The organism is Streptomyces sp. NPDC051320, assembly GCF_040682175.1.
Classification (GTDB): domain Bacteria; phylum Actinomycetota; class Actinomycetes; order Streptomycetales; family Streptomycetaceae; genus Streptomyces.
In genome coordinates, this window is record NZ_JBFBAL010000004.1 from 59,131 (window position 1) to 85,125 (window position 25,995).

Sequence of the window (25,995 nt, forward strand, 5' to 3'; positions counted from 1 at the left end):
GTGGGCGAAAACACCACGGCGTCTCCGGACACCCCCCCCACACGCCGCTCGGGCTAAAGTGGCGGACATGCAGGTGATCCAGTCAACGAAGCTCGCCAACGTCTGTTACGAAATCCGGGGCCCGGTGCTCGAGGAGGCAATGCGGCTGGAAGCGGCAGGTCACCGCATCCTGAAGCTGAACACCGGTAACCCGGCGGCCTTCGGCTTCGAGTGCCCGCCGGAGATCCTCGAGGACATGCTGCGCAACCTGGGGGGCGCTCACGGTTACGGCGACGCCAAGGGTCTGCTCTCCGCGCGCCGCGCCGTGATGCAGCACTACCAGACCAAGGGCATCGACCTCGGCGTCGAGGACATCTACCTCGGCAACGGCGTCTCCGAGCTGATCCAGATGTCGATGCAGGCACTGCTCGACGACGGCGACGAGGTGCTGGTCCCCGCGCCGGACTACCCGCTGTGGACGGCGTCCGTATCGCTGGCCGGCGGCACGGCCGTGCACTACCGCTGCGACGAGCAGGCCGACTGGATGCCGGACCTCGCCGACATCGAGCGCAAGGTCACCGACCGCACCAAGGCGATCGTGATCATCAACCCGAACAACCCGACGGGTGCGGTGTACGACGACGAGATGCTGCGCGGCATCACCGAGATCGCCCGCAGGCACAACCTGATCGTCTGCTCCGACGAGATCTACGACCGGATCCTCTACGACGGAGCCACCCACACCCCCACCGCCGCGCTGGCCCCCGACCTGATGGTGCTGACCTTCAACGGTCTCTCCAAGAACTACCGGGTCGCCGGGTTCCGTTCCGGCTGGCTGGCGGTCTGCGGCCCGAAGGCGCACGCCTCCTCCTACATCGAGGGTCTGACGATTCTCGCCAACATGCGGCTCTGCGCCAATATGCCCTCGCAGCACGCGGTGGCCACCGCGCTGGGCGGCCGGCAGTCCATCCAGGACCTGGTCCTGCCCGGCGGCCGCATCCTGGAACAGCGCGACACGGCGTACGAGCTGCTCACCCGGATCCCCGGGGTGACCTGCGTCAAGCCCAAGGGCGCGCTCTATCTCTTCCCGCGTCTCGACCCGAAGGTCTACAAGATCAAGGACGACCGCCGGCTGGTCCTGGACCTGCTGCGGGCCGAGAAGATCATGGTCGTGCAGGGCACCGGTTTCAACTGGCCGGAGCCCGACCACTTCCGCATCGTGACGCTGCCGACGACCAAGGAACTCACCGACGCGGTGACCCGGATCGGCACCTTCCTGGACGGCTACGTGCAGCGGTAGAGCGAGACAGATCACCACAGGATCGCAGTCAACTTTAGACAGAATCTAAGCTAAGATGGTCTCCTGTCCACGAGAAGGAGGCCATCCCATGTATGAACCGATCCGCACCAAGTCGGTCCACACGATGGCCGAGAACGGCACCGCCTACCCGCACCGCTCCCGCGAGGAGGAGCTGGACATCCAGCTCGCAGGCCACCTGGCCGCGCTGCTGGCCCTCACGGACGAGCTGGGTCTGACCGCCGAGGGCGACCGCATAGCGGCCCAGGTGACCAGGCTGCGCGGCGCCGCGCCGATCCGCCGGACCGGACCGGAGAACACCGGGCCGACTGCCGACGAGACGGCCCTCCACCAGCGCGCCCACGCCCTGGCCGGCCGCGCCCTGGTCGTCGCCGCCTCCCGGGCGGACACCGCCGCCGCGATCCTCGCGGCCGAGCGGATGGACGCCCACACGGCAGCCCGGCATCTGACCGGCGCCCACTGAACGGCCCCGGTTCGCGGGCCGCGAAGGCGCGCGAACCGGGCGCCACACACCACCACCCCGTGCCGCACACCCGTATGCCAGAGGCCCGGCCCCCCGCGCCGTGAGGGGCGCGGAGGGCCGGGCGAACGCGACGGGTCGGGAAGACCCCACAGGTCAGGGCGGATGTCGGTGAACCCGCCGCGTGGATCGGGCAGCCGCCGGGGTGTCAGCCCAGGCGCCGGACCAGCGCGCGGTACTCGTCCCACAGCTCCTTCGGAGCGTGATCGCCGAAGGTGTTGAGGTGCTCGGGCACCAGCGACGCCTCCTCGCGCCAGACCTCCTTGTCGACGGTGAGCAGGAAGTCCATGTCGGCTTCCGAGACGTTCAGGCCCTTGGTGTCCAGGGAGCCCTTGGCCGGCAGGATGCCGATGGGGGTCTCCACACCCTCGGCGGTGCCCTCCAGGCGCTCGACGATCCACTTCAGCACGCGGCTGTTCTCGCCGAATCCGGGCCAGACGAACTTGCCCGCGTCGTTCTTGCGGAACCAGTTCACGTAGTAGATCTTCGGGAGCTCGGCCGGGTCCTTGTCGGCTCCGACCTTGACCCAGTGGCCCATGTAGTCGCCCATGTTGTAGCCGCAGAACGGCAGCATGGCGAACGGGTCGCGGCGCAGCTCGCCGACCTTGCCCTCGGCCGCGGCGGTCTTCTCCGAGGCGACGTTTGCACCGAGGAAGACACCGTGGTTCCAGTCGAACGACTCGGTGACCAGCGGGACGGCGGAGGCGCGGCGGCCACCGAAGAGGATCGCCGAGATCGGCACGCCCTTGGGGTCCTCCCACTCCGGCGCGATGGTCGGGCACTGTCCGGCCGGCACGGTGAAGCGGGCGTTGGGGTGCGAGGCGGGGGTGCCGGACTCGGGGGTCCAGTCGTTGCCTTTCCAGTCCGTGAGGTGCGCGGGCGTCTCCTCGGTCATGCCCTCCCACCAGACGTCACCGTCATCGGTGAGCGCGACGTTGGTGAAGACGGAATTGCCCCACAGGGTCTTCATCGCGTTGGCGTTGGTGTGCTCGCCGGTGCCGGGCGCGACCCCGAAGAAACCGGCCTCCGGGTTGATCGCGTACAGCCGGCCGTCCTCGCCGAAGCGCATCCAGGCGATGTCGTCGCCGATAGTCTCCACGGTCCAGCCGGGGATGGTCGGCTCCAGCATGGCGAGGTTGGTCTTGCCGCAGGCCGAGGGGAAGGCCGCGGCGACGTATTTCGGTTCACCGTGCGGCGGCGTCAGCTTGAGCACCAGCATGTGCTCGGCGAGCCAGCCCTCGTCCCGCGCCATCACCGAGGCGATGCGCAGCGCGTAGCACTTCTTGCCCAGCAGGGCGTTGCCGCCGTAGCCGGAACCGTAGGACCAGATCTCGCGCTCCTCCGGGAAGTGCGAGATGTACTTGGTCGAGTTGCACGGCCACGGCACGTCCTTCTCGCCGTCGGCGAGCGGCGCGCCCAGTGTGTGCACGGCCTTCACGAAGAAGCCGTCCGAGCCGAGCTCGTCCAGGACCGGCTGTCCCATGCGGGTCATGGTGCGCATGGAGACGGCGACGTACGCGGAGTCGGTGATCTCCACACCGATCGCGGAGAGCGGCGAGCCGAGCGGGCCCATGCAGAAGGGCACCACGTACATCGTCCGGCCGCGCATCGAACCGCGGAAGACACCGCCCTTGCCGTCGGTACCGGTGAAGATCTCGTGCATCTCCGCCGGAGCCTTCCAGCGGTTGGTCGGGCCCGCGTCCTCCTCCTTGACGGAGCAGATGAACGTACGGTCCTCGACGCGCGCCACGTCCGAGGGGTCGGAAGCCGCGTAGTACGAGTTCGGGCGCTTGACCGGATCGAGCTCGGTGAAGGTCCCCTTGGCCACGAGCTCCCCACACAGGCGCTCGTACTCGGCTTCGGAACCGTCGCACCAGACCACGCTGTCCGGTTGTGTCAGCTCGGCGATCTCGTTCACCCACGAGATCAGGTCCTGGTGCTGGGTCGGAAGGACAGCGGGAGCCGCGATGTCGCGCGCCACGATTGCTCCTAGGTAAATCGGGGATGAGGGTTGCCTGCCCCTTGGGGGCTACGACCCGGATGCTTCACGTGTGGACCCTCTGGCGCTCATCCGGTGCCGACCTTACTCATATGATCCTCCGCGTTTGCCGCCCATATGTCCAGAGGGCCTCTCACGTGAGCATCGCCACTCACCGCCGCCTCCTGCCCGGTTCGGCTACCTACGGAACCGTAGGTAGCATCTACCTATGACTTCTGCCGCCCGTGAAGTGACGACCGAACTCCTTCCGACGCCGGTGAAGCCGAAGCTGCGGGGCTGGCTGCACACCGGAATGTTCCCGGCCGTGATCGTCGCGGGACTGGTACTGGTCGCCCTCGCCGACTCCACCCGGGCCCGGATAGCCTGCGCGATCTACATCCTCACGGCGTGCATGCTCTTCGGGGTCAGTGCCGTGTACCACCGCGGGACGTGGGGAAACGTGGGCGAGGCGATACTGCGCCGGCTGGACCACGCGAACATCTTCCTGATCATCGCGGGCACCTACACGCCCCTCGCCCTGCTGCTGCTCCCCGGGCCCACGGCCACCCCGCTGCTCTGGGCGATATGGGCGGCGGCCCTGGCGGGCATCGCCTTCCGGGTCTTCTGGGTCGGCGCCCCGCGCTGGCTCTACACACCGTGCTACATCGCGATGGGCTGGGCCGCGGTCTTCTTCCTGCCCGACTTCCTGCACGCGGGCGGCGTGGCCGTGCTGGTCTGCGTGATAGTCGGCGGGCTGCTCTACAGCGCGGGCGGGGTCATCTACGCGCTGAAGCGCCCCAACCCGTCACCGCGCTGGTTCGGCTTCCACGAGGTGTTCCACTCCCTCACCCTGGCAGCGTTCATCACGCAGTACGTCGCGATCTCGCTGGTCGCCTACTGACGGCCGCCCAACTGCCCCGCCAGCACGGCCGGGTCGGCGGTCGGCGCCTCGCAGGTGAAGTTGCGGCACACGTAGGCCGCCGGGCGCCCGTCGATCAACGGCCGGTGGGCGAGCAGCGGAAACTCCTCGCTGCCGCTCTCGCCGGCCGCGACGACCGCGCCCGGTGCCCGGCCCAGCAGCGCGGTGCGGTGCAGCGCCACGGTCGCCGGGTCGCCGTCCGGCCCCACCACGGCCACCTCGCGCGGTCCGTCGACGACCGCCTCGGCCACGGCGAGACCCCACCCGATGAACCGCGGCGCCCGCGGACCGAGTGCCTTGACCACGCCCAGCGCCCGCTCGGCGGCGGATCGGTGAGCCTCGGAACCGGTGTGTGCGGCGTATGACAGCAGCGCCCCGGCAGCGGCCGTCCAGCCGGACGGCGTGGCGTTGTCGGTCGGGTCCTGCGGCCGGCGGATCAGTTGCTCGGCGTCGTGCGCGGTGTCGTACAGCGTGCCGTTCTCCCCGACGAACTGATCGAGTACGAGATCGAGCAGGAACCCGGCGAATTCAAGCCAGACGCCCTCTCCGGTGACCGAGGCCAGCGCGAGGAAGCCCTCGGCGACGTCGGCGTAGTCCTCCAGCACCCCCGCGTTGGCGCCGACCCGGCCGTCCTTCGACGTACGGGACAGCCGGGCCCCTTCGTCCATGTGCAGGCGCACCAGCAGGTCGGCGGCTTCGGTGGCCCGCTCCACCAGGTCCGGCCGGTCGAAGTACGCGCCGGTCTCGGCCAGCGCGGCGATGGCCAGCCCGTTCCAGGCGGCGACCACCTTGTCGTCCCTGCCGGGGCGGGGCCGCCGGGCGCGGGCGGCGAGCAGTCGTGCCCGTACGTCGTCCGGGGCCTCGGCGCCGGGCAGCTGGAGCACCGATGCGCCCGCCTCGAACGTTCCGGCCACGGTGACCCCGTACAGCTCAGCGGCCCGCTCGGCGTCCTGCTCGCCCAGCACCTCACGCAACTCGGCCGGCGTCCAGACGTAGTACGCACCCTCGACATGCCGCCCGCTCGCGTCCTCACTGTCGGCGTCCAGCGCGGAGGCGAAACCACCCTCGGCGGTGCGCAGTTCGGTGGCGATGAAGTCGGCGGTCTGCAGCGCGACACGGCGGGCGAGCGGGGATCCGGTGGCCCGCCACAGATGGGCGTAGACCCGGCACAGCAGGGCGTTGTCGTACAGCATCTTCTCGAAGTGCGGCACCACCCACTCCCGGTCCACCGAGTACCGCGCGAACCCGCCTCCCAGCTGGTCGTACATCCCACCGCGCGCCATCGCCTCGCAGGTGTCGGCGGCCATCTGCAGCGCACCGTCCGAGCCGGTGCGGGCGTGGTGCCGCAGCAGGAACTCGACGGCCATCGACGGCGGGAACTTCGGCGCCCCGCCGAATCCGGCGTTCGTCGCGTCGTACTCCCGGGTCAGCCCGAGCAGCGCCTGCGCGAGATCGTCCTCGCCGGGCACCTCGGGCGCGTCGAGCGCGAGCGAGCGGGCAGAAAGGTCCTGCACGACCTTGCCCGCCACCTCGTCGACCTCACCGCGCCGGTCCGTCCAGGCGGCCGTGACCCCCTGAAGCACCTGCAGGAACGACGGCATGCCGTGCCGGGGCTCGGGCGGGAAGTACGTACCGAAGTAGAAGGGGTGCGCTTCGGCGTTCAGGAACACGGTCATCGGCCAGCCGCCCTGGCCGGTGGCGGCCTGCACGGCCTCCATGTAGACGGCATCGACGTCGGGGCGTTCCTCGCGGTCCACCTTGACCGCGACGAAGTGGTCGTTGGCGTAGGCGGCGGTCTGCTCGTCCTCGAACGACTCGTGAGCCATCACATGGCACCAGTGGCAACTGCTGTATCCCACGCTGAGCAGCACCGGCACCCCCCGCCTGCGCGCCTCGTCGAAGGCCTCGGCCGACCACGGCCACCAGTCGACGGGGTTGTCCTTGTGCTGGAGGAGGTAGGGGGACGTCTCGTGGGCCAGGCGGTTCGGCATGGGCCCATCCTGCCGCAGAGTGGTCGCGGATCCGTGAACGGGCACGGCACGGCCGCGCTGACGGTCAGGCAGCCTCGCGCTCGGCCGCCGCGCACAGCACACTTGTCCTCCGACCGACCTCTCGGAGGGGGACGCATATGCGGGACAGCCATCGGGCCGAGGCCGAGCGGCTGCTGGTGCGGGCCGTGGAGGAGGAGGTGCGCCGGTCCGGTGGGCGTGCTGACGCGGGCACCCTGCTGGCACGGGGACGCGGCGCGCTCGATTCGCTGACGGCCGGAGCCGCGGACGAGTACGCCGCGTACACCCGGGCGCTGGACGCGGCGGAGGCGGACGCGCATCCGCTGTCCCGTCACTTCGGCGGTGCGGCCCTGGCAACGCCTGCGGTGGTGACGGTGGTTGCCGCCGCGGCCGCGTTCGGGGCGGACGTGGCGTTCGGTACATCCGCGGCGACCGCGGTCGGGGCGGGCGTGGTCGTCGCGGTAGCGGGGGCCGCCGCGACGGTGGCCAAGGTGACCGCCTCACACTGGCCGGCCGCGCACCGCAGGGCCGGCGCGCTGGGGCAGCCGGGCGGCACCGAGCAGCTGCGGCTGGAGTGGCTGACCGCTCTGGAGGTACGGAGTATTCGACCGTACCTGGACCAGCAGCGGATGCTCGCCGTGCCGAAGAAGAAGGCGAAAACGACGGTGCCGCCCCAACTGCGGGGCACCGACAAGAGTGCGGCGGCGCGCAGGCGGTCCGTGCTGGAGCACTCGTTCGGGCAGTTGCCGCAGCCGGCGGGGCCGTTCGCGGGCCGGCGGCCGGAGATGGCGCAGATCGCCCAGTGGGTGCACGCCGCCCGTGCGTCCACCGAGACCCGGCCGACGGTCGTGGTGCTGTACGGCATTCCGGGCTCGGGCCGCAGCACCCTCGCCGTACGGGCGGCGCACCAGCTGAAGGACCAGTTCCGCGGGGCATGCCTGGTCGACCTGCGCGGGGCGACCCGCGACGAGCCGCCGCTGCCGACCCGGGACGCGCTGCTGCATCTGCTGAACCGGCTCGGCGCACCCCGCGAGCAACTGCTGTTCCGCGAACGGAGCTCGCCCGACCAGCAGTTGAGGCGGCTGACCGAGCTGTACCACCAGCACCTGACGGGCTTGCCGGTCACCGTCGTGCTGGACGACGCGTCGGACGTCTCGCAGGTCCGCACGCTCATTCCGGAGCGCTCGGACAGCCTGGTCCTGGTGACCGCGGAGCAACCGCTCGAACTGCCCGCGGACACCCCCGCCTGGGTGCACCAACTGCCGGTGCGGGCACTGGACGCGGCAGGCTCCGAGGAACTGCTGCGGGAGGTCGCGGAGGAGGCCGAAAGCCCCTACGACGCCGCATCCACCGACCTGGTCACCGAGTTGTGCGGCGGGCTGCCGCTGGCGCTGCGGGTGGCCGGGTCCTCGCTCGGCCCGCGTTCCACCCGCGAGCTCGCCGCGCACCTGGCGGCGCAGGGGCATCAGGCGCCGATCGAGGGTGCCCTCCGGCTGCGGTACAGCGACCAGTCGGAGCAGGGGCGGCGGCTGCTGCGCAGGCTCGCGCTGGCCGGACGGGCCAGCCTGGGTGCCGCGGCGGCCGCCGCGCTCCTCGACACCGACGCCCAGGAGGCCGAGCACCTGCTGACCAGGCTGGCCCGGGCCGGTCTGGTCGACCATGTGCGCGGCAGCCGCTACCGGCTGCACGACAGGGTGCGCGTCTTCGCCCGGGCCAGACTCGCGGACGAGGAGCAGCAGCCGGAGCGCACGGCCGCGCACGAGCGGCTGATCCAGAGCTACGCCGAGCTCGCCGACGCGGTGATCCGGTTGGTCGACGGCAAACTCTCCACCCGCGCCGGGCAGTTCGGCCCACACGGCTTCGCCTCGCTGGACGCGGCGCTGCGCTGGCTGGACGAGGAGTCGAGTTTCATCACGTCGGCGTTGCGCCACGCGGAGGGCGTCGACCAGGAAGTGGTGCTGCATCTGCTCGGCGCGCTGTGCGACTACTGCCTGCTGCGCGGCGACCTCTACCGGCTCGGCGAGATCAGCGAGCTGACCGAGCGGGTCGGCCAGGGGCTGCTCCTGCGGTCGGTGCAGTGGCGTACCGGTATCGCCGCCCGCCAGCTCGGCGAGCTGGACAAGGCCCGCACCACCCTCACCTCCGTCGTCGGCCTCTACCACGAGGCCCAGCACGCGGCGGGCGAGGCGCTGGCGCTCGCCTCCCTGGGCATCACCCTGCACCACCAGGGCAACCTGATCGAGGCATCGGCGAAGCTGCGCCAGGCTGTCTCACTGCAGGCTTCGCCCGATCTCGCGGCGGACCGGGCCTGGTCACTGCACGCGCTGGCCGCGGTGGAACGCGACCGGTCGAATCTGCCCGAGGCGCTGACGCTGCTCTCCACGGCGCTGACCCTGCACCAGGAGAGCGATTCGCTGCACGGGGAGGCCTGGACGCATTTCCAGCTGGGCCAGCTGTGGCTGCGGCTGGGCGATGTGACGCGCGCCGACGCGGAGCTGCGGACCGCGCTGGACGCCTACGGGCAGACCCGGGACAGCCGCGGTGAGGCCTGGGCGATGACCCAGCTCGCCAGGACTCGGCTGGCGGACGCGGACCCGGCGACCGCCATCGACCAGCTCCGCCAGGCCCTCGCCCGGCACCGCGACAACGAGGACGCGCGCGGCGAGGCGTGGACGCTGTACTACCTGGGGCAGGCCCTGGAGGAGCGCGGCGACCGCGACCAGGCGGTACGGGAGCTGGAGCGGGCCCGCACGATGTTCTCCCGGATGCGGGATGTGTACGGACTGGCCTGCGCCCGCCACCACTCCGGCCGGGTCACCCGCGACCAGAGCGCGGCCCGCACCGGGAACCTCCGCAACAGCGGGTTCGCGCGCCAGCTGCTGGTCGACGCCCGCGCCGACTTCCACCGGATCGGCGTCGCGCACGGCGAGGCCTGGACCTGCCTGGAACTGGCCCTCATCGACGCCGGTAACGCCCGCGCCGTCCAGGCGCTCCAGCTCTGCGACGAGGCCGCCGCCCTCTTCTCGTCGTACCACGACCGCAGGGGCTTCGACTGGGCCGGCTTCCTGCGCTGCACCCTGCTCCCTTACGCCTCCCCGGGCGGCTCGGAGATCGGCGCCGCGGTGGCCGCCGAGGAGCTGTCCCAGCTGATCCGGGCGACCCATGCGGGGCGTGATCCGAAGCTGGCGGATTGTGCGGAGGCGTTCGCGCTGGTGCTGGAGCGGGGGGTGACGCTGGAGGACGGGTGGCAGGCGTGGCTTCTCGGCATGGTGCCGGGGCGGGGGGCCCGTGAGGTCCTGGGCGTCCCGGTCACGGCGGTCCCGGGGTAGCGAAGGGGCCGCTACGCGGGGCCTCTTCCCCTCCCCCCAGCCTCCGGCCGGGGGGGACCCCCACGGAGGTGCTCCCAGGAGGGGCTGGAGATGGCTGGGCAGAGCCTGGCAGGGCTGGTTCCAGCCAGCGGATCCAGCTGCGGAGCGCAGCTTTCACCGGAAGCTGACGCAAGCCAACATCAAGCCCGTCCTGGGGGTCCCCCCGGACAGAGTCCGGGGAGATTGAGGCCACAGGGGGCCCGGGGGCTCGCCCCCGAATCGCCCGGTCAGCCTCGCTCGCGGTCCGCCTCCGTAGCCGTAGCCGCTGCCGCCGCCGGCTCGGCCTCCGCCCGGGGCTCGGCCCCCGGCAGCGGCGCCTCCTTGAAGGTCACCCGCCCCATGTGCCGGTTCATGGACTTCATCAGCAGCCACACACCCACGGCCAGCGCCGCGAAGATAAGGAAGCCGAGAAGACCCGGAGTGACCTTGTTGTCGTCGACCTCCTGGGCCAGAGGGACGAGGTGCGTCAATGCCTGGCTAGCGCTCATAACTAGGCATTGTCCCGGATGCCCGCAAAGAGGTCGTCCTCGGGGAGGGAACTCTCCACCAGAGACTTCACGAGCTCGTACTCCTCGGTCGGCCAGATCTCCCGCTGCATCTCCAGCGGAACCCGGAACCAGCCGCCCTCCGGGTCGATCTGCGTGGCGTGCGCGATCAGCGCCCTGTCCCGGATCTCGAAGAATTCACCGCACGGAATGTGCGTGGTCAGCGTCCGCTCGACGCGCTCGAATTCCTTCCAGCGCTGCAGCCACTCCGCGTACGGGGACTCCAGGCCGCGGGCCAGCAGCCCCTCGTGCAGTGCGACGGTGCGCGCCTTGTTGAAGCCCTGGTTGTAGTAGATCTTCTGCGGTTGGTAGGCGGGGCCGAACTGCCCCTCGGGGTACTTCTCGGTGTCCGCCGCGCCGTCGAAAGCCACCATCGAGATCTGGTGGGTCATGATGTGGTCCGGGTGCGGGTAGCCGCCGTTCTCGTCGTAGGTGGTCATCACCTGCGGCCGGAACTCTCGGATCAGCCGCACCAGCCGGCCGGCCGCCACGTCGACGTCCTCCAGGGCGAAGCAGCCCTCCGGCAGCGGCGGCAGCGGGTCGCCCTCGGGCAGGCCCGAGTCGACGAAGCCGAGCCATGCCTGGTCGACCCCGAGGATTTCGCGGGCCTCGTCCATTTCCTTCTTGCGGACCTCGTGGATGTTCGCCTCGATATAGGCGTCACCTTGGAGTTTGGGGTTGAGGATGGAGCCGCGCTCTCCTCCGGTGCAGGTCACGACCAGCACGTCCACCCCCTCGGACACGTACTTGGCCATGGTGGCCGCACCTTTGCTCGACTCGTCGTCGGGGTGGGCATGCACGGCCATCAGTCGCAGCTGCTCAGTCAAGACAGGATCCTCAGTGGTTTGTCGCAATCGGCGGCTTCTATAGTGACCGAAAGAGGGGACGGAAAATTCCGCGATCCCCTGCACAGGAGGAACGATCATGACGGCGGTAGGCGAACAGCTACCCGAGGGACGCTACGGCCCCTCCGCGGACCAGCGCGCCGATCGCAAGCTGAAGATCATCGGCGCTGTTCTCGGAGCGGCGTTGCTCGGTGTGGTCGCGTGGATCGGTTTCGACTACGTCGGGGGGTCGTCCATCAGCGGTGAGGTCATCAGCTGGGACGTCGCGTCGGACCAGGCCGTGGACGTGCACCTCGAGGTGCGCAAGGGTGTGGACACGCACGGCACCTGTACCCTGCGGCTGAAGGCGACCGACGGTGACGAGGTGGCCCGCATGGACGCCCCGTTCGCCCAGCACAGGACGCGGATCGACCAGGTCGTCACGGTGCGTACGACGGCCAGGGCGACCAGCGTCGAGCTGCTCGGCTGCCAGTCCGACTCCTGACCCGGTTCCGCCCGGTCGGCGAGGGAAGATTCACGGTCGCCGGAGGTTCTGCTTCCTCCCCCTTCCCCGTCGGAATTGTTAGGCTCGTGGTTTCGCCCGCCCCTGGAGGAACATCCTTCCGGGTAGGGCGTTGCTTTGTATTTCCAGTACCTACGAGGAGCACCTGTGACCCAGACCAGCGAGAACGTCACCTGGCTGACCCAGGAGGCGTACAACCAGCTGAAGGCTGAGCTGGAGTATCTGCAGGGTCCCGCACGCTCGGAGATCGTCACCAAGATCGCGGCGGCCCGCGAGGAGGGTGACCTGCGCGAGAACGGCGGGTACCACGCGGCCAAGGAGGAGCAGGGCAAGCAGGAGCTGCGCGTGCGCCAGCTGACCCAGCTGCTCGAACACGCGAAGGTCGGCGAGGCCCCGGCGGCCTCCGGCGAAGCGGCTCCCGGCATGGTCGTGACGATCGCCTTCGACGGCGACGAGGACGACACCATGACCTTCCTGCTCGCCTCCCGTGAGTACGCCAGCTCGGACTTCGAGACGTACTCCCCCCAGTCCCCGCTCGGCACCGGTGTGATCGGCAAGAAGGTCGGCGAGAACGCCGAGTACGAGCTGCCGAACGGCAAGACGGCCACCGTGAAGATCCTGAAGGCGGAGCCCTTCAAGGGCTGACCGACCGGCCGAAGGATATGAGGGAGCCCCGGACGCATCAGATGCGTCCGGGGCTCCCGGCATGACCGCTCAGGCGGTCGCCGAGCGGTATTTGCGGACCGCGAGGGTGCGGAAGACCAGCAGGATCACCACGGACCAGATCAACGAGGCCCAGACCGGGTGCTGCATGGGCCACGCCTGGGACGTGGACACGCCCGGGTTGCCGAAGAGAACGCGGCAGGCCTGGACGGTGGCGCTGAACGGATTCCACTCCGCGACGGGCTGCAGCCAGCCCGGCATGGTGGCGGTGGACACGAACGCGTTCGAGACGAAGGTGACCGGGAAGAGCCAGATCAGCCCGCCCGACGTGGCTGCCTCGGGGGTACGGACCGAGAGGCCGATCAGTGCGCCGATCCAGGAGAACGCGTACCCGAGCAGGAGCAGCAGCGCGAAGCCGCCAAGCACCTTGCCGATGTTCTCGTGGGTACGCCAGCCGACCAGCAGGGCGACGATCGCCAGGACCACCAGGGTCAGCGCGGTCTGGACGAGATCGGCGAGGGTGCGTCCGGTGAGTACCGCACCGCGCGCCATCGGCAGCGAGCGGAAGCGGTCGATGAGGCCCTTGTGCATGTCGTCGGCGATGCCCGCGCCCGCACCGGCGGTGGCGAAGGTGACGGTCTGCGCGAAGATGCCGGCCATCAGGAACTCGCGGTACTTCTCGGCACTGGTGGACCCGTCGACGACGAGGGACCCGCCGAAGACGTAGCTGAACAGCACCACGAACATGACCGGCTGGATCAGCCCGAAGATGACCATCTCGGGGATCCGGGTCATCCTGATCAGGTTCCGCCTGGCGATGACCAGCGAGTCGACGACCGACTGGGTGAGACCGCCGCGCGGCCGGGGCGCGGCCGGGCTCGGTACGACGTCCGTGACGGCACTCACTTGCGGGCCTCCTTGGTGATACCGGCGGCGCTGTCCGGTTCGGCTTCGGCCGGCACCTCGGCAGCGTGACCGGTCAGCGAGATGAACACGTCGTCCAGGGTGGGCCGGCGCAGCCCGATGTCGTCGATCTCGACGCCGCGCGCGTCCAGGTCGCGGATCACTTCGGCGAGCAGTTTGGCACCGCCGGTGACCGGGACGGTGAGCTTGCGGGTGTGTTCGGCGATGGCGACCGCACCCTTGCCGAGGGCGGTCAGCACCTCCCTGGCAGGGGTGATCTGGTCGCGCTGGTGGACGACCACTTCGACGCGTTCGCCACCGGTGCGTGCCTTGAGCTGGTCGGACGTGCCTCGGGCGATGACCTTGCCGTGGTCGATGACGCAGATGTCGTGGGCCAGGTGGTCGGCCTCTTCGAGGTACTGGGTGGTGAGCAGCAGTGTCGTGCCGCCGGCCACCAGTTCCTCGATGACCTCCCAGAGCTCCTGGCGGTTGCGCGGGTCGAGTCCGGTGGTGGGCTCGTCCATGAACATCACCGGCGGCGAGACGACCAGGGCGGCCGCGAGGTCCAGGCGCCTGCGCATCCCGCCCGAGTACGTCTTGGCCGGGCGGTCGGCCGCGTCGGCGAGGTGGAAGCGTTCCAGGAGTTCGATCGCCCGGCGCTTCGCGTCGCGTCCGGACATCTGGTAGAGCTGGCCGACCATCCGGAGGTTCTCCCGGCCGGTCAGGTACTCGTCGACCGCGGCGAACTGTCCGGAGAGGCCGATGGAGCGGCGTACTTCGTTGGGCTGTTTCAGCACATCGATCCCCGCGACGACCGCGTTGCCGCTGTCGGGCCGCAGCAGGGTCGTCAGCACGCGTACGGCGGTGGTCTTACCCGCGCCGTTGGGGCCGAGCAGGCCCAGGACCGTGCCTTCGGGGACGTCGAGATCGACGCCGTCCAGTGCTCGTACATCGCCGAAAGTCTTGACCAGGCCTTCGGCGTAGATGGCGCCTGGCATATGAGTTTCCCCCGGAGTGTGGGCGGATTTCTGTACATATCGTAAATTGCGGTGCGCGGACCGGCCGTGGCTGCGGCGGCGCGGTCCACACAGTATCGCGATGTATCGCGTTTCCGCAGCTCTTTTTTCGCGACGGATGCACTCCGGTTTCCCGACGGGTGCGCCCGGGGTCCCGCAGCCCTAGCCGATGATGAGGTAACCGGCGTCCCGCAGGGCGGCGCCGACCTGTGTGCAGTGCTCGGGGCCCTTCGTCTCCAGGTGCAGTTCCACCACCGCCTCGGTCAGCCCGAGGCGGGGATCGGTCCGGACATGGCTCACGTCGAGCACATTGGCGTCCACCGTCGTCAGCACCCCGAGCAGCGTAGCCAGCGCGCCAGGACGGTCCGTCAGACGCAGCCGCAGCGAGAGGTAGCGGCCCGCGGCGGCCATACCGTGCGTGAGGATGCGCTGTATCAGCAACGGGTCCACATTGCCGCCCGACAGCACGGCGACCACCGGCCCCTCGAAGGTGTGCGGAGCGCTCAGCAGCGCCGCCACCGAGCTGGCGCCGGCCGGTTCCACCACCATCTTGGCCCGCTCCAGACAGAGCAGCAACGCACTGGACAGCTCGTCCTCGGAGACCGTGCGGACCTCGTCGACCAGGTTCTGGATGATCCCGAAGGGCACATCGCCGGGGCGGCCCACCTTGATCCCGTCGGCCATCGTCGCCTGCGCGTCGATCGAGACCGGCCGGCCGGCCGAGAGCGACGGCGGATACGCGGCCGCGCCCTCCGCCTGCACGCCGATCACCTTCACGTCGGGCCGCAACGCCTTCACCGCGACCGCGATGCCCGCGGCGAGGCCACCGCCGCCGATCCCCACCACGATCGTCCGCACCTCGGGGCACTGCTCGAGGATCTCCAGGCCCACCGTGCCCTGCCCCGCGATGATGTCGGCGTGGTCGAAGGGATGGATGAAAACGGCCCCGGTCTCGCGTGCGTACTCCTGCGCCGCGGCCAGTGTCTCGTCGACGACCTGCCCGTGCAGCCGTACCTCCGCGCCGTACTCACGCGTCGCCGCGACCTTCGGCAGGGGGGCGCCCAGTGGCATGAAGACGGTGGAGCGCACTCCCAGCAGGGAGGAGGCGAGGGCGACTCCCTGCGCGTGGTTGCCCGCGCTCGCGGCGACGACGCCGGCGGCGCGTTCCTCCGGGGTCAGTCCGGCGATCCGGACGTACGCACCGCGCAGTTTGAACGATCCGGTCCGCTGCAGGTTCTCGCACTTGAGACGGACCGGGGAGCCGATCAGCGCCGAGAGGTGTCTGCTGCCCTCGATCGGCGTCGCACGCGACACCCCGGCGAGCATCTTCTGCGCTCCGAGGACGTCATCAAGGATCAGCGGCGGCAAGGGGTGTGACGTACCGATGCTCATGCGGCCAAGTCTGGCAGCTCCGGGCGCAACGAGCCGCCGCAACCGGACGGGGCCATCATGGTGACAGCGGGTTCGGACAGCTCCGGTACGGGTCTGCGTCCGGCCGCGTACTCTGTCCCCCACCATCCGCCCTTCGCACGAAGAGAGCCCCCAGCCATGCCCCCATCTCAGGACATGACTTCCGATATTGATGCCGGTCTCCTCGATGTGCTGCAGCACCAGGTGGCCCTCTTCGCCCGGCGTGCCGAGCAGACCAGGCTGGGAGGCGTCGGTCAGGTCCGCAACTCGATGGACCGCGCCGCCTATCTGCTGCTCAACCGCCTGGACCGGGAAGGCCCGATGGGCGTGAAGGCGCTCGCGGCCAGTATGGGGATCGACTCCTCGACGGTGACCCGCCAGGTCGCCCCGCTCGTCGACACCGGTCTGGTCAAGCGGACTTCGCATCCGGAGGACGGGCGCGCGGTCGTCCTGCAGCTCTCGCCGCGTGGTGAGGCCCGGCTGGAGGAGGTGCGTTCCTCACGGCGCGAACTGATGGCGCAGGTGACGGACGGCTGGACCGACGAGGACCGGGATTCCTTCTGTTCGCTGCTCACCCGCTTCAACGCGGCCCTGTCGGCCCGGGCGTCGGCCCAGCAGGAGACGGATTCACCCAGCTCCTGACCGCATCTTGACCCGGGGTGCCGAGCTGCTCTCAGAATGAGAGACGGGAGGCACAGTGCGCGAGCGGACGGCGGTGCGTGACCGTCGCCGCGCCCAGGAATTCGAGTCCTTCGTCGCGGGCGCGGCCGGTCGGCTGCTGCACGCCGCCACCCTGCTGACCGCGGAGCCCCTGGAGCCCGCCGGGTGCAATCCGCGGGCGCAGCGGCTGTTGCTGGCTGCGTTGTCCCACACGTATGCGCACTGGGACCAGCGGCACGGCGAGGACCCCTACGACCGGACCCGCCAGGAGCTGGTCTCGCGTTTCGCCGCCGCCGCATGGCGCTACCACCGGGCGGCGGCTCTCCACACGGTCCGGCGCACCCGGCGGTCCGGCCGACCGGAGCACCGCGGCGGTGTGCTGGAGCGGCTCACCCCGCTGGAACGTCTCATCCTGGTGCTCCGGCTGTACGAAGGCGTCGAGGAGGAGCAGACCGCCGCGCTGCTGGGGCTCCGGCTGGAGCGGGTGCACAGCATCTGCATGCGCGCCGTCGCGACCATGAGCAGTGCGCCCCCGGCGGTCTCGCCGACGCCGCTCACCGAGGTGGCGACCCGGTGAGCGACCGCAAGGTGGACGCGGTCCGCCGCCTGCTGGAAGGCCCGCACCCGCCGGTCCCCGCCGGCCTGACGATCCGCGCCGCCGAGCAGGGATCGCGGATGCTACGCAGACGGGTCGCGGGGCGGTGGGCGCTGTGGCTGGTGCTGACGACCGCACTGGTGGTGTTCGTGGTGTGGGTGACGGTGGCCCAGCCGTGGGCGGTCCCGCCGTCCCAGGTGACTCCTCCGGTGGAGGGGATCCCGTAACGACGCAGGCGCCGCTGCCCGGGTGGGCGGCGGCGCCTCGGGGGCTCCGGTCGACGGTCTCAGCCCAGCGCCCGCTGCAGGTCGGCCAGCAGGTCGTCCCCCGACTCGATGCCGACCGACAGCCGCACCAGGTCCGCCGGTACCTCCAGCGCCGATCCGGCCACCGATGCGTGCGTCATCCGTCCCGGATGCTCCACCAGCGACTCGACCCCGCCCAGCGACTCACCCAGGGTGAAGACCTCGGTGCGGTTGCAGAACTCGACCGCCGCGTCCTCGCCGCCCTCGACCTGGAAGGACACCATGCCGCCGAACGACCGCATCTGCTTGGCGGCGATCTCGTGGCCGGGGTGTTCGGGCAGGCCCGGGTAGAGCACCTTGGTGACCTTGGGATGCCGGCTGAGCATCTCGGTGACCCGCGTGGCGTTCTCGCTGTGCCGGTCCATCCTGACCGGGAGCGTCTTGATGCCGCGCAGCACCAGCCACGCGTCGAAGGGGCCGCACACGGCACCCATCGCGTTCTGGTGGTACGCCAGTTCCTCCCCGACCTCGTCGGAGTTGGTGATCAGCGCGCCGCCGACGACGTCCGAGTGGCCACCCATGTACTTGGTCATCGAGTGCACGACGACATCGGCGCCGAGGGCCAGCGGCTGCTGCAGATACGGGCTGGCGAAGGTGTTGTCGACGACGAGCTTCACGCCCGCCGTGCGGGCCACGTCCGCGACCGCCGCGATGTCCGTGATGCCGAGCAGCGGGTTGGACGGGGTCTCGACCCAGATCACCTTGGTCCGCGGAGTGATCGCTGCCTTCACCGCCGCCGGGTCGGAGCTGTTGGCGACCGACCACTCGACGCCCCACCGGGAGACGACCTTCGCGAAGAGCCGGAAGGTGCCGCCGTACGCGTCGTTCGGGATGACCACATGATCGCCCGGCGAGAGCAGCGTGCGGAGCAGGCAGTCCTCGGCCGCCAGTCCGGAGGCGAAGGCGAGCCCGCGCCGGCCGCCCTCCAGGGCCGCCAGGTTCTCTTCCAGGGCGGACCTGGTCGGGTTGGCGCTGCGGCTGTACTCGTAACCGCCGCGCAGACCGCCGACGCCGTCCTGTTTGTAGGTGGAGACCTGATAGATCGGGGGGACGACCGCGCCCGTGAGGGGGTCGGCGGTGTTGCCTGCGTGAATGGCGATGGTCTCGAAACCGTGGTGCACGCTGTGCTGGTCGCTCATGGACACCGAGGGTAGTGGTCAGAAGACCCCGGTGTCTGGTTCGCTGGTGGCATGGCGATTATCTGGTTCCTGCTCGCACTGTGCATGCTCGCGGCGATGCTCGGTCCGTACCTGCTGCGCCGCAGCGGCGGCATCCGCCAGGTCCTGCCCGGCTCCCCGGACGCGGCGGACCCCGAGGACTACGGCTTCCTGCGCCAGGAGGAGCTGGACATCCGGCTGCCCGGCCCGGACCAGGATCTCCTGGACGTCATCGACATGGTGCAGCGTACGCAGGACTGGCGCCCGGCGGCGCAGCTGCTGGCCGGCACGGCCAGGACCGGTGAGGTGCGGTGGCAGCGGGTACAGGCCTTCGCCGGCGCGGCCTCCCTGGAACTGTCCCGGCGCCCCGGCGTGGGCGGGGCGTGGCTGCGCAACTGGCGCTCCGAGTCACCCAAGGACGCGGGGGCCGCGCAGGTGCACGCCGAGTTCCTGGTCCAGCAGGCGTGGCGGTCGTCGTCGGCGGGGACGGACGACTTCCGGATCATCCTGGAGGAGGCGCGTACGGTCTGCGGCGAGGCCGCGCTGCTCGCGCCGGGCGACCCCGTTCCGTACATCGTGGAACTGGCCGTCGGCCGCGGCCTCGCCTACCCCGAGCCGCAGTTCGAGGAGGTGTGGGCCAAGGTGATCGACCGCGCCCCCGAGCACATGGGCGCCCACCTGTCGGCGCTGCACTACTGGTGCGAGAAGTGGCACGGGTCCCGCGGCCGGGCCGACGAGTTCGCGCATGCCGCAGCGGCCCGGGCGCCGCGCGGCTCGCTGCTCGCCGCCCTGCCGCTGTTCGCGGTGTACGAGCATCTGCCCGAGGTCGATCTGGTGCGCGGTTTCTACCGGAGCGCGGTGGTCACCAAGGCGCTGGAGGGCGCCCTGTACGCGGTGCAGACCGCGCGCGCCGACGACCCGATGCTCGCCCATGTGCGCCATCTGCTGGTCTTCTTCCTCGTGCGCTCCGAGCGCTGGTCGGAGGCGATGAACCAGCTGGTGCACATCGACGGCCACGTCGGCGCCCTGCCGTGGACGCTGGACCCGGACCCGGCGGCCGAGTACACCGTCTACCGGGCGCTGGCCGTCGCCGGCTACGAAGCGAACGGCGGCAGCCCGGCCACCCTGTCGCGGTGAGCTGAGTACGCTGACCGCACGCCGCCGACTGGAGCCCCACCGATGACCCGTCTCATACCGCTGATCATGATCGCCCTCGGCATCTACTTCTGGCTGAGGGCCAGGCGCAAAACCGCCGCCTACCTGGAGCGGACCGCGGACCCCGGTCCGGCTTACCCTCCCGGCAGCGCCCCGGACCGTACGACAGCGCCGGACGCATTCTCCGAGAAGGAGTGACGCCGCCGCTCGTCACTGACCGACCTGACGCAGCTCTCCGTCATCGAAGACCGCGATCATGACCAACTTCCCTCCGAGCGCCTGGACGTAGCGCGTCATCACCTCGGTTCCGGACACCTGGCCACTCTCGATCTGCGAGACCCGCCCCTTGGTGATGCCCATCCGCTCGGCCACCTGTGCCTGGGTGAAGCCGCGCTCCTGGCGCATCTCCACCAGCCGCCGGGCACGGCCCTCGGCGAGCATGCGCCGGGCGCCTTCGACGAACTCGTCCCGCCCGCCGGCGATCTCCTCGGCACGCTCACGGTGTCCGCGCTCACGGTGTCCGCTGGAGACCACGTGACATATTCAGTCACTCACCCATCTCCTTCGAAGGAGCCGTCTCTGCCGTCAGCGAATCTGCTGACGGCCGAGATTCCTGACGTGACGGCGCCGGCGGGCCAAAGGTGGAGGGACAGCGGCGAGCCATCGCCGCACTGTCGCCCCGGAGGACCGATGTCACCACTCACCACGCACCGCAGCGGCCCGCTGCTCCCCCGAGCCGCCGACGACGACACGTCGGCCACGCCGTTCGACGACCATCTGGCAGCCCAACTGCTCACCCAGCGGATCGTCCTCCTCGGAACACAGGTGGACGAGGTCTCGGCGAACCGGGTGTGTGCGCAGTTGCTGCTGCTGTCGGCGGAGGACGCGCGGACCGACATCAGTCTGTACATCAACAGCCCCGGCGGCTCGGTGACCGCGGGGCTCGCCATCTACGACACGATGCGGCTGATCCCCAACGACGTCTCGACCCTCGCCATGGGATTCGCCGCGAGCATGGGGCAGTTCCTGCTGACCGTCGGAACGCCCGGCAAGCGCCATGCGCTGCCGAACGCGCGGATCATGATGCACCAGCCGTCGGCGGGCATCGGCGGGGTCGCCGCCGACATCGAGATCCAGGCGCAGAACCTCGAGTTCATGAAGCGGTCGATCGAGCGGATCACCGCGGAGCACACCGGGCAGTCGGAGGAGACCGTCTCCCGGGACGGCGACCGGGACCGGTGGTTCACCGCCGAACAGGCGAAGGAGTACGGCATGGTCGACCACGTCGTGGCATCCCTGGACGATGTCCGGCCGGCCGGCCCGCGGCGACGGACGGGACTCTGACATGAGCCAGTACACGATTCCGACCGTCGTCCAGCGCACCGCGCAGGGCGAGCGGGCGTACGACATCTACAGCAGTCTGCTGGCCGAGCGGATCATCTTCCTGGGCACCGAGATCGACGACGGCGTCGCGAACGTCGTCATCGCTCAGCTGCTGCACCTGGAATCGGCCGGCCCGGAGAGCGAGATCGCCATCTACATCAACTCGCCGGGCGGATCGGTGAGTTCCCTGATGGCGATCTACGACACGATGACCTTCGTCGGTGCGCCGATCTCGACCTGGTGCGTCGGGCAGGCGGCCTCGACCGCGGCAGTGCTGCTGGCCGGCGGGGATCCCGGACGGCGATTCGTGCTCGATCACTCACGCGTGCTGCTCGGGCAGCCGGCCAGCGCCGGCCACCAGGGGACGGTGTCGGACCTCAGCCTGCAGGCCAAGGAGATGCTCCGGATCCGCTCGGAGATCGAGGAGGTGCTGTCCCGGCACACCCACCACGATGTCGCCACGCTGCGCGCGGACATGGACCGCGACAAGGTCTTCACCGCGCACGAGGCGGTCGCGTACGGGCTGGCCGACGAGGTGCTCAGCCGACGGCTGCTCGCCGTCTGACACCTCCCTCACGGCGGGTCAGGCCGCGAGGCGTACCTCGCCGCGCCGGGGTGCGCCGGCCGGCCCGCCGCCCCGGATGCTCCGTTCGGCGAGGGACGTCACCGAGGTCGGCGCGGCGCGGGCGCCGGCCCGGGCGAGACGGGCGAGCTCGCGGTGGCCCAGGACGAGGAGGTCGGCAAGGCCGAGCCCCAGCGCGTGGGCGGCGGCCGCGAGGACCTCCGACGAGGCCTCCTTGAGGCCGCGCTCCAGCTCGGAGAGGTACGGCATCGAGATCCGGGCCGCGTCGGCCACGTCCCGGAGCGTGCGCTCCTGGGCGAGCCGCTCGCGACGCAGCACGTCCCCGACGACGTGCCGCCAGAGTGGTTCCTTCGCGGCGGGTTCCCCGGCCGGGCGCTCTTTGGCCGCCGGTGCCGGGGCGGCCGGGCGCAGGGGAAGGACACGGGCCTGGTTCGCTGCGTCGCTGCTCACCCCTTCAGCGTAGGAGTCCCGCGCCCCACCGGAAGGGAGCAGCGTTCCGCCGCCCGCGAAATCACGGCCCCCAGCTTGGTCTGCGCCATCGCGGGCCCACCGGGCGGGCCGGGGTGTGCATCTGACGGAGGGTCCTCAGAAGATGTCGGACCCGGGGTGCTGTTGCACACTGCTGGGAGGAATTGTCACCGTATGGCCGGGCGAAGTGCGCGGCCGCTTCCTCGGAGCGGAGGCGGGACATTTGATATCGACCAGCCGTCCTCGACATCACCGGGGCCTGATGGCGGTCCTGTTCGCCATCGTCGCGCTCGTGCCGGCGGCCTGCTCCACGGGCTCCGGTGGTGGCGACGGCGGGGCCCCGACCGGTGCGGCTTCGGGTACGCCCTCCATGGCGCCCCACGTCAAGATCACCACCACCCCGAAGGACGGCGCCGCGCACGTCCCCATCGGCATCGGCCAGGTGCGGGCCACCGTGAAGGACGGCACCCTCACCACCGTCACTCTGACGGACCAGAACAACCGGAAGCCGGTGCCCGGCACGATCTCGTCCGCCCGGACGTCCTGGCAGGCCAAGGAGAAGTTGCGGCGGGGGACGCCGTACACCCTGACGGCCGTCGGCAAGGACCGGAACGGAAAGTCCGCGACCAAGGTCGCGCGGTTCACCACCGCTTCCGCGAAGGATTCGGCGATCGCCTTCTTCACGCCCGAGGACAAGAGCACCGTGGGCGTCGGGATGGAGGTCTCGTTCAAGATCGACAAGCCGGTGCGGAACGAGAAGGCCGTACAGTCGGCCATCTCCGTGGTGTCCAGCACCGGCCAGCAGGTCGTCGGACACTGGTTCGGCAACCAGCGGCTGGACTTCCGGCCCGCCCACTACTGGAAGCCGGGATCCACCGTGACGGTGGGGCTGCACCTGGCCGGGGTCGAGGTCTCACCCGGGGTGTACGGGGTGCAGGACAAGACCTTCTCGTTCACCGTGGGGCGCGAGCAGATCTCCACCGTGGACGCGGCCGAGCAGTCGATGGCCGTGGTGCGCGACGGCAGCCTCCTGAAGATCATCCCGATCTCGTCCGGCTCCCCCGCCCACGGTACGTACAACGGGACCATGGTGATCTCGGAGAAGTACCAGCAGACCAAGATGGACAGTACGACGGTGGGTCTGGGCGACGAGTACAACATCCCCGACGTGCCGCACGCCCAACGGCTGACCGCATCGGGCACCTTTGTGCACGGGAACTACTGGGCGGCTCCCGGTGTCTTCGGCTCGCAGCCCACCAGCCACGGCTGTATCGGCATGCAGGACGCCCAGGGCGGCCACGACAGCTCGACCAACGGGGCGTGGTTCTACGACAACTCCCTGATCGGCGACGTGGTGATCGTCAAGAACTCCGTCGGCGGCGGCACGGTCGCTCCCGACAACGGCCTCAACGGCTGGAACATGGACTGGAACCGGTGGAAGGCGGGCAGCGCGCTCTGAGCCGGTGAGCGGCGGGCCCCCGGGCAGGATCCGGTTGCTGTGCGATGCACCGGATCCTGCCGGGAGCGGCCCGTGGACGTCGATGACGTCCGGGGTGGTGCGGAGCCGGGCGACAACTCAGATGGTGGAGGTGTCGATCACGAAGCGGTAGCGGACATCGCTGTTCAGCACCCGCTCGTACGCCTCGTTGATGCCGTCCGCGTCGATCAGTTCGATCTCCGCGCCGAAGCCGTGCTCCGCACAGAAGTCGAGCATCTCCTGGGTCTCCCGGATGCCGCCGATGCCGGAACCCGCGAGGGTCTTGCGGCCGCCGATGACCGAGAAGAGGTTGAGCGAGACGGGCTCCTCGGGTGCGCCGACGTTCACGAAGGCGCCGTCCGTCCTGAGCAGGCTCAGGTACGAGTCCAGCGGCAGCGGCGCCGAGACGGTGGAGACGATCAGGTCGAACGTGCCGGCGAGCTGCTTGAAGGTCTCCGGGTCACTCGTCGCGTAGTAGTGGTCGGCGCCCAGCTTCAGCCCGTCCTCCTGCTTGCGCAGCGACTGGCTGAGCACGGTCACCTCGGCGCCCATGGCGTGGGCGATCTTGACACCCATGTGGCCGAGTCCGCCCAGACCGACGATGGCGACCTTCTTGCCGGGCCCGGCGTTCCAGTGGGCGAGCGGCGAGTAGGTGGTGATGCCGGCGCAGAGCAGCGGCGCGGCCACCTCGAGGGAGATGCCCTCGGGGATGCGCAGCGTGTAGTTCTCGTCGACGACGACGTGGGTCGAGTAGCCGCCGTAGGTGGGCTCACCCTGCTTGTCGAGGCCGTTGTAGGTGGGGACGCCGCCGCCGGTGCAGTACTGCTCCAGGCCGGCCTTGCAGTTGTCGCACTCGCGGCAGGAGTCGACCAGGCAGCCGACCCCCACGCGGTCACCGACGGTGAACTTCGTCACTCCGGAACCGACCTCGGCGACGATTCCGGCGATCTCGTGGCCGGGCACCATCGGGAAGATGCCCTTGCCCCAGCCGTCACGGGCTTGGTGGATGTCGGAGTGGCAGATGCCGGCGTACTTGATGTCGATCAGGACGTCGTGCTCGCCGACCGGCCGGCGCGGCACGGTGGTGCGCTCCAGCGGGGCGTTGGGAGCGGTGGCGGCGTATGCGGCGACGGTGGTGACTGTCATCCGGGAACGTTTCTCCTCAGAAGTGGGGTGTTGCCTCAGAAGAGTGCTGAGATCCTGGCGAGCCCGGCCAGGATTCCCGGCACCCTGCTACAGCCTGCCTGAGCTCAGAGGAATCACCCAGGCCTCTGTTGTGCGTACGTCTGCTGTGCGTACTACTGGCAGAGTCAGGCAGGCAGTCATACGACCTGGATACTGGGGGCATGGACCAGCGCTCCGAACTCAGCGAATTCCTCCGCTCCCGCCGGGCCCGGCTGAAGCCGGCGGATGTGGACCTGCCCGACCTGGGCAGGCACCGCCGGGTGCCGGGGCTGCGCCGGGAGGAGCTCGCGCAGCTCGCCGGGGTATCCGTGGCGTACTACACACGGCTCGAGCAGGGCAACGGCCGCAATGTCTCCACCGAGGTGCTGGACGCCATCGCGCGTGCCCTGCGGCTCTCGGACACCGAGAGCGCGCATCTCACGCATCTCGCCAGTCCGAAGCCGAAGAAGAAGCGGGCCGCCGCGTCACGGCCGCAGCGGATGCGGGCCGAACTGCAGCAGCTGATCGACGCGATGGACGGGGTGCCCGCCTACGTGCTGGGCCGGCGACTGGACGTGCTGGGTTCGAACCGGCTGGCCCGGGCGCTGTTCGGCGACTTCAACGCCCGGCCGCCGGAGGAGCGCAACATGGCGCGCCTGGTGTTCCTGGACCCCAACAGCCGGGATCTGTACGTCGACTGGGAGTGCAAGGCGACCGAACTGGTGAGCACCCTGCGGCTGTGCGCCGGCTGCTACCCGGACGATCCGCAGCTGTCGGCGCTGGTGGGCGAACTGTCCGTGAAGAGCGAGGAGTTCCGCACCCTGTGGGCGGCGCACACCGTGCAGGACAAGGGGCACGGTGTGAAGCGTCTGCAACATCCACTGGTCGGGGCGATGACGCTGTCGTACGAGACGATGCAGCTGCCGGCGGATCACGACCAGTCACTGGTCACGTTCCATGCGGAGCCGGGGTCCGCATCGGCGGAGACGCTGCGGTTGCTGGCCGCCTGGGGTCTGGACGAGGCGCCGATCCCGGGAGAGGCCTGATATTCAGACTCTCCCGGGATCACCTCC

26 protein-coding genes are annotated in these 25,995 nt (G+C 70.1%); 15 read left to right on the forward strand and 11 right to left on the reverse strand.

The features are described 5' to 3' along the window. Nucleotides 1-67: 67 nt before the first annotated feature. Both AB0M87_RS10505 and AB0M87_RS10510 read left to right on the forward strand, forming a co-directional pair. Nucleotides 68-1,279, forward strand: coding sequence for a pyridoxal phosphate-dependent aminotransferase (locus AB0M87_RS10505; RefSeq protein ID WP_365851549.1), 1,212 nt, complete (start codon nt 68-70; stop codon nt 1,277-1,279). A gap of 88 nt (nt 1,280-1,367) precedes the next feature. Further along, nucleotides 1,368-1,760, forward strand: a complete 393-nt coding sequence (locus tag AB0M87_RS10510; protein ID WP_365851550.1) for a hypothetical protein — start codon at nt 1,368-1,370, stop codon at nt 1,758-1,760. Between the two features lie 205 nt (nt 1,761-1,965). On the opposite strand, the gene AB0M87_RS10515 is transcribed toward AB0M87_RS10510, so the two are convergent. Next, entirely contained in the window at nt 1,966-3,798 is a 1,833-nt protein-coding gene (locus tag AB0M87_RS10515) for a phosphoenolpyruvate carboxykinase (GTP) (RefSeq protein ID WP_365851551.1), read from the reverse strand. 226 nt (nt 3,799-4,024) lie between these two features. On the opposite strand from AB0M87_RS10515, the gene AB0M87_RS10520 reads away from it, so the two are divergent. Then, the gene (locus AB0M87_RS10520; protein WP_365851552.1) at nt 4,025-4,696 is read left to right on the forward strand and encodes a hemolysin III family protein; all 672 of its coding nucleotides are present in this window, start codon (nt 4,025-4,027) and stop codon (nt 4,694-4,696) included. Here AB0M87_RS10520 and AB0M87_RS10525 read toward each other — a convergent pair. After that, nucleotides 4,690-6,705, reverse strand: a complete 2,016-nt coding sequence (locus AB0M87_RS10525) for a thioredoxin domain-containing protein (RefSeq protein ID WP_365851553.1) — start codon at nt 6,703-6,705, stop codon at nt 4,690-4,692. The genes AB0M87_RS10520 and AB0M87_RS10525 overlap by 7 nt on opposite strands. A 137-nt stretch (nt 6,706-6,842) precedes the next feature. On the opposite strand from AB0M87_RS10525, the gene AB0M87_RS10530 reads away from it, so the two are divergent. Further along, nucleotides 6,843-10,052 (forward strand): tetratricopeptide repeat protein, encoded by a 3,210-nt coding sequence (locus AB0M87_RS10530; protein WP_365851554.1) that lies wholly within the window; start codon nt 6,843-6,845, stop codon nt 10,050-10,052. Nucleotides 10,053-10,318: 266 nt separating this feature from the next. Here the strand turns inward: AB0M87_RS10530 and AB0M87_RS10535 are convergent, their stop codons facing one another. Both AB0M87_RS10535 and mca read right to left on the reverse strand, forming a co-directional pair. After that, nucleotides 10,319-10,579 carry a hypothetical protein gene (locus AB0M87_RS10535; RefSeq protein WP_365851555.1) on the reverse strand — a complete coding sequence of 87 codons (261 nt, stop codon included), beginning with the start codon at nt 10,577-10,579 and terminating at the stop codon, nt 10,319-10,321. A 2-nt stretch (nt 10,580-10,581) separates the two neighbouring features. Further along, the gene (gene mca / locus AB0M87_RS10540) at nt 10,582-11,463 is read right to left on the reverse strand and encodes a mycothiol conjugate amidase Mca (protein ID WP_365851556.1); all 882 of its coding nucleotides are present in this window, start codon (nt 11,461-11,463) and stop codon (nt 10,582-10,584) included. 97 nt (nt 11,464-11,560) lie between these two features. Between mca and AB0M87_RS10545 the strand changes: the two genes are divergently transcribed. Both AB0M87_RS10545 and greA read left to right on the forward strand, forming a co-directional pair. Then, nucleotides 11,561-11,965, forward strand: coding sequence for a DUF4307 domain-containing protein (locus AB0M87_RS10545; RefSeq protein ID WP_365851557.1), 405 nt, complete (start codon nt 11,561-11,563; stop codon nt 11,963-11,965). 165 nt (nt 11,966-12,130) lie between these two features. Continuing rightward, entirely contained in the window at nt 12,131-12,628 is a 498-nt protein-coding gene (gene greA, locus AB0M87_RS10550; protein WP_328537009.1) for a transcription elongation factor GreA, read from the forward strand. Nucleotides 12,629-12,697: 69 nt separating this feature from the next. Here the strand turns inward: greA and AB0M87_RS10555 are convergent, their stop codons facing one another. From AB0M87_RS10555 to ilvA, 3 genes are all read right to left on the reverse strand, one after another. Next, nucleotides 12,698-13,552 carry an ABC transporter permease gene (locus tag AB0M87_RS10555; RefSeq protein WP_365851558.1) on the reverse strand — a complete coding sequence of 285 codons (855 nt, stop codon included), beginning with the start codon at nt 13,550-13,552 and terminating at the stop codon, nt 12,698-12,700. Then, nucleotides 13,549-14,547, reverse strand: coding sequence for an ATP-binding cassette domain-containing protein (locus tag AB0M87_RS10560; protein ID WP_365851559.1), 999 nt, complete (start codon nt 14,545-14,547; stop codon nt 13,549-13,551). The genes AB0M87_RS10555 and AB0M87_RS10560 overlap by 4 nt, the downstream gene beginning before the upstream one ends. A gap of 180 nt (nt 14,548-14,727) precedes the next feature. Further along, nucleotides 14,728-15,957, reverse strand: coding sequence for a threonine ammonia-lyase (gene ilvA / locus AB0M87_RS10565; protein ID WP_365851560.1), 1,230 nt, complete (start codon nt 15,955-15,957; stop codon nt 14,728-14,730). A gap of 156 nt (nt 15,958-16,113) precedes the next feature. Between ilvA and AB0M87_RS10570 the strand changes: the two genes are divergently transcribed. Genes AB0M87_RS10570 through AB0M87_RS10580 form a run of 3 tightly spaced genes read left to right on the forward strand, consistent with a single transcriptional unit; the run spans nt 16,114 to nt 17,457 of the window. After that, nucleotides 16,114-16,617: a MarR family transcriptional regulator gene (locus AB0M87_RS10570; protein WP_365851561.1), complete on the forward strand. Its 504-nt coding sequence runs from the start codon at nt 16,114-16,116 to the stop codon at nt 16,615-16,617. A 55-nt stretch (nt 16,618-16,672) separates the two neighbouring features. Then, entirely contained in the window at nt 16,673-17,212 is a 540-nt protein-coding gene (locus AB0M87_RS10575) for a sigma factor-like helix-turn-helix DNA-binding protein (RefSeq protein WP_365851562.1), read from the forward strand. Then, nucleotides 17,209-17,457 (forward strand): hypothetical protein, encoded by a 249-nt coding sequence (locus tag AB0M87_RS10580; RefSeq protein ID WP_365851563.1) that lies wholly within the window; start codon nt 17,209-17,211, stop codon nt 17,455-17,457. Before AB0M87_RS10575 ends, AB0M87_RS10580 begins: the two co-directional genes overlap by 4 nt. A 59-nt stretch (nt 17,458-17,516) precedes the next feature. Here the strand turns inward: AB0M87_RS10580 and AB0M87_RS10585 are convergent, their stop codons facing one another. Then, nucleotides 17,517-18,674, reverse strand: a complete 1,158-nt coding sequence (locus tag AB0M87_RS10585) for a cystathionine gamma-synthase (protein ID WP_365851564.1) — start codon at nt 18,672-18,674, stop codon at nt 17,517-17,519. Between the two features lie 51 nt (nt 18,675-18,725). Between AB0M87_RS10585 and AB0M87_RS10590 the strand changes: the two genes are divergently transcribed. Both AB0M87_RS10590 and AB0M87_RS10595 read left to right on the forward strand, forming a co-directional pair. Further along, nucleotides 18,726-19,829: a hypothetical protein gene (locus tag AB0M87_RS10590; RefSeq protein ID WP_365851565.1), complete on the forward strand. Its 1,104-nt coding sequence runs from the start codon at nt 18,726-18,728 to the stop codon at nt 19,827-19,829. Nucleotides 19,830-19,871: 42 nt separating this feature from the next. Continuing rightward, on the forward strand, nt 19,872-20,045 hold the full coding sequence (locus tag AB0M87_RS10595) for a hypothetical protein (protein WP_365851566.1): 174 nt from the start codon (nt 19,872-19,874) through the stop codon (nt 20,043-20,045). 12 nt (nt 20,046-20,057) lie between these two features. Here the strand turns inward: AB0M87_RS10595 and AB0M87_RS10600 are convergent, their stop codons facing one another. Next, complete coding sequence (locus AB0M87_RS10600; protein ID WP_365851567.1) at nt 20,058-20,381, reverse strand: helix-turn-helix transcriptional regulator; 324 nt, start codon at nt 20,379-20,381, stop codon at nt 20,058-20,060. 156 nt (nt 20,382-20,537) lie between these two features. On the opposite strand from AB0M87_RS10600, the gene AB0M87_RS10605 reads away from it, so the two are divergent. Continuing rightward, nucleotides 20,538-21,191: an ATP-dependent Clp protease proteolytic subunit gene (locus AB0M87_RS10605; protein WP_365851568.1), complete on the forward strand. Its 654-nt coding sequence runs from the start codon at nt 20,538-20,540 to the stop codon at nt 21,189-21,191. Between the two features lies 1 nt (nt 21,192). After that, a complete protein-coding gene (locus tag AB0M87_RS10610) occupies nt 21,193-21,795 on the forward strand; it encodes an ATP-dependent Clp protease proteolytic subunit (RefSeq protein ID WP_365851569.1) in 603 nt (200 codons plus the stop codon). A gap of 18 nt (nt 21,796-21,813) precedes the next feature. On the opposite strand, the gene AB0M87_RS10615 is transcribed toward AB0M87_RS10610, so the two are convergent. After that, complete coding sequence (locus AB0M87_RS10615; protein WP_365851571.1) at nt 21,814-22,263, reverse strand: helix-turn-helix transcriptional regulator; 450 nt, start codon at nt 22,261-22,263, stop codon at nt 21,814-21,816. A 280-nt stretch (nt 22,264-22,543) separates the two neighbouring features. Between AB0M87_RS10615 and AB0M87_RS10620 the strand changes: the two genes are divergently transcribed. Continuing rightward, nucleotides 22,544-23,740: an Ig-like domain-containing protein gene (locus AB0M87_RS10620; protein ID WP_365851572.1), complete on the forward strand. Its 1,197-nt coding sequence runs from the start codon at nt 22,544-22,546 to the stop codon at nt 23,738-23,740. A 117-nt stretch (nt 23,741-23,857) separates the two neighbouring features. Here the strand turns inward: AB0M87_RS10620 and AB0M87_RS10625 are convergent, their stop codons facing one another. Beyond that, the gene (locus AB0M87_RS10625; protein ID WP_365851573.1) at nt 23,858-24,904 is read right to left on the reverse strand and encodes an NAD(P)-dependent alcohol dehydrogenase; all 1,047 of its coding nucleotides are present in this window, start codon (nt 24,902-24,904) and stop codon (nt 23,858-23,860) included. A 200-nt stretch (nt 24,905-25,104) separates the two neighbouring features. On the opposite strand from AB0M87_RS10625, the gene AB0M87_RS10630 reads away from it, so the two are divergent. Next, a complete protein-coding gene (locus tag AB0M87_RS10630; RefSeq protein WP_365851574.1) occupies nt 25,105-25,968 on the forward strand; it encodes a helix-turn-helix transcriptional regulator in 864 nt (287 codons plus the stop codon). The last annotated feature ends 27 nt before the right edge of the window (nt 25,969-25,995 follow it).

Coding starts and splice junctions, on each gene's coding strand:
- AB0M87_RS10530 (WP_365851554.1), top strand. CDS start 6,843: ATGCGGGACAGCCATCGGGCCGAGGCCGAGCGGCTGCTGGTGCGGGCC.
- AB0M87_RS10595 (WP_365851566.1), top strand. CDS start 19,872: ATGACCCGTCTCATACCGCTGATCATGATCGCCCTCGGCATCTACTTC.
- AB0M87_RS10525 (WP_365851553.1), bottom strand. CDS start 6,705: ATGCCGAACCGCCTGGCCCACGAGACGTCCCCCTACCTCCTCCAGCAC.
- AB0M87_RS10620 (WP_365851572.1), top strand. CDS start 22,544: ATGGCGGTCCTGTTCGCCATCGTCGCGCTCGTGCCGGCGGCCTGCTCC.
- ilvA (WP_365851560.1), bottom strand. CDS start 15,957: ATGAGCATCGGTACGTCACACCCCTTGCCGCCGCTGATCCTTGATGAC.
- AB0M87_RS10630 (WP_365851574.1), top strand. CDS start 25,105: ATGGACCAGCGCTCCGAACTCAGCGAATTCCTCCGCTCCCGCCGGGCC.
- AB0M87_RS10610 (WP_365851569.1), top strand. CDS start 21,193: ATGAGCCAGTACACGATTCCGACCGTCGTCCAGCGCACCGCGCAGGGC.
- AB0M87_RS10625 (WP_365851573.1), bottom strand. CDS start 24,904: ATGACAGTCACCACCGTCGCCGCATACGCCGCCACCGCTCCCAACGCC.
- AB0M87_RS10545 (WP_365851557.1), top strand. CDS start 11,561: ATGACGGCGGTAGGCGAACAGCTACCCGAGGGACGCTACGGCCCCTCC.
- AB0M87_RS10570 (WP_365851561.1), top strand. CDS start 16,114: ATGCCCCCATCTCAGGACATGACTTCCGATATTGATGCCGGTCTCCTC.
- AB0M87_RS10510 (WP_365851550.1), top strand. CDS start 1,368: ATGTATGAACCGATCCGCACCAAGTCGGTCCACACGATGGCCGAGAAC.
- AB0M87_RS10605 (WP_365851568.1), top strand. CDS start 20,538: ATGTCACCACTCACCACGCACCGCAGCGGCCCGCTGCTCCCCCGAGCC.
- AB0M87_RS10585 (WP_365851564.1), bottom strand. CDS start 18,674: ATGAGCGACCAGCACAGCGTGCACCACGGTTTCGAGACCATCGCCATT.
- AB0M87_RS10590 (WP_365851565.1), top strand. CDS start 18,726: ATGGCGATTATCTGGTTCCTGCTCGCACTGTGCATGCTCGCGGCGATG.
- AB0M87_RS10560 (WP_365851559.1), bottom strand. CDS start 14,547: ATGCCAGGCGCCATCTACGCCGAAGGCCTGGTCAAGACTTTCGGCGAT.
- AB0M87_RS10535 (WP_365851555.1), bottom strand. CDS start 10,579: ATGAGCGCTAGCCAGGCATTGACGCACCTCGTCCCTCTGGCCCAGGAG.
- AB0M87_RS10520 (WP_365851552.1), top strand. CDS start 4,025: ATGACTTCTGCCGCCCGTGAAGTGACGACCGAACTCCTTCCGACGCCG.
- AB0M87_RS10505 (WP_365851549.1), top strand. CDS start 68: ATGCAGGTGATCCAGTCAACGAAGCTCGCCAACGTCTGTTACGAAATC.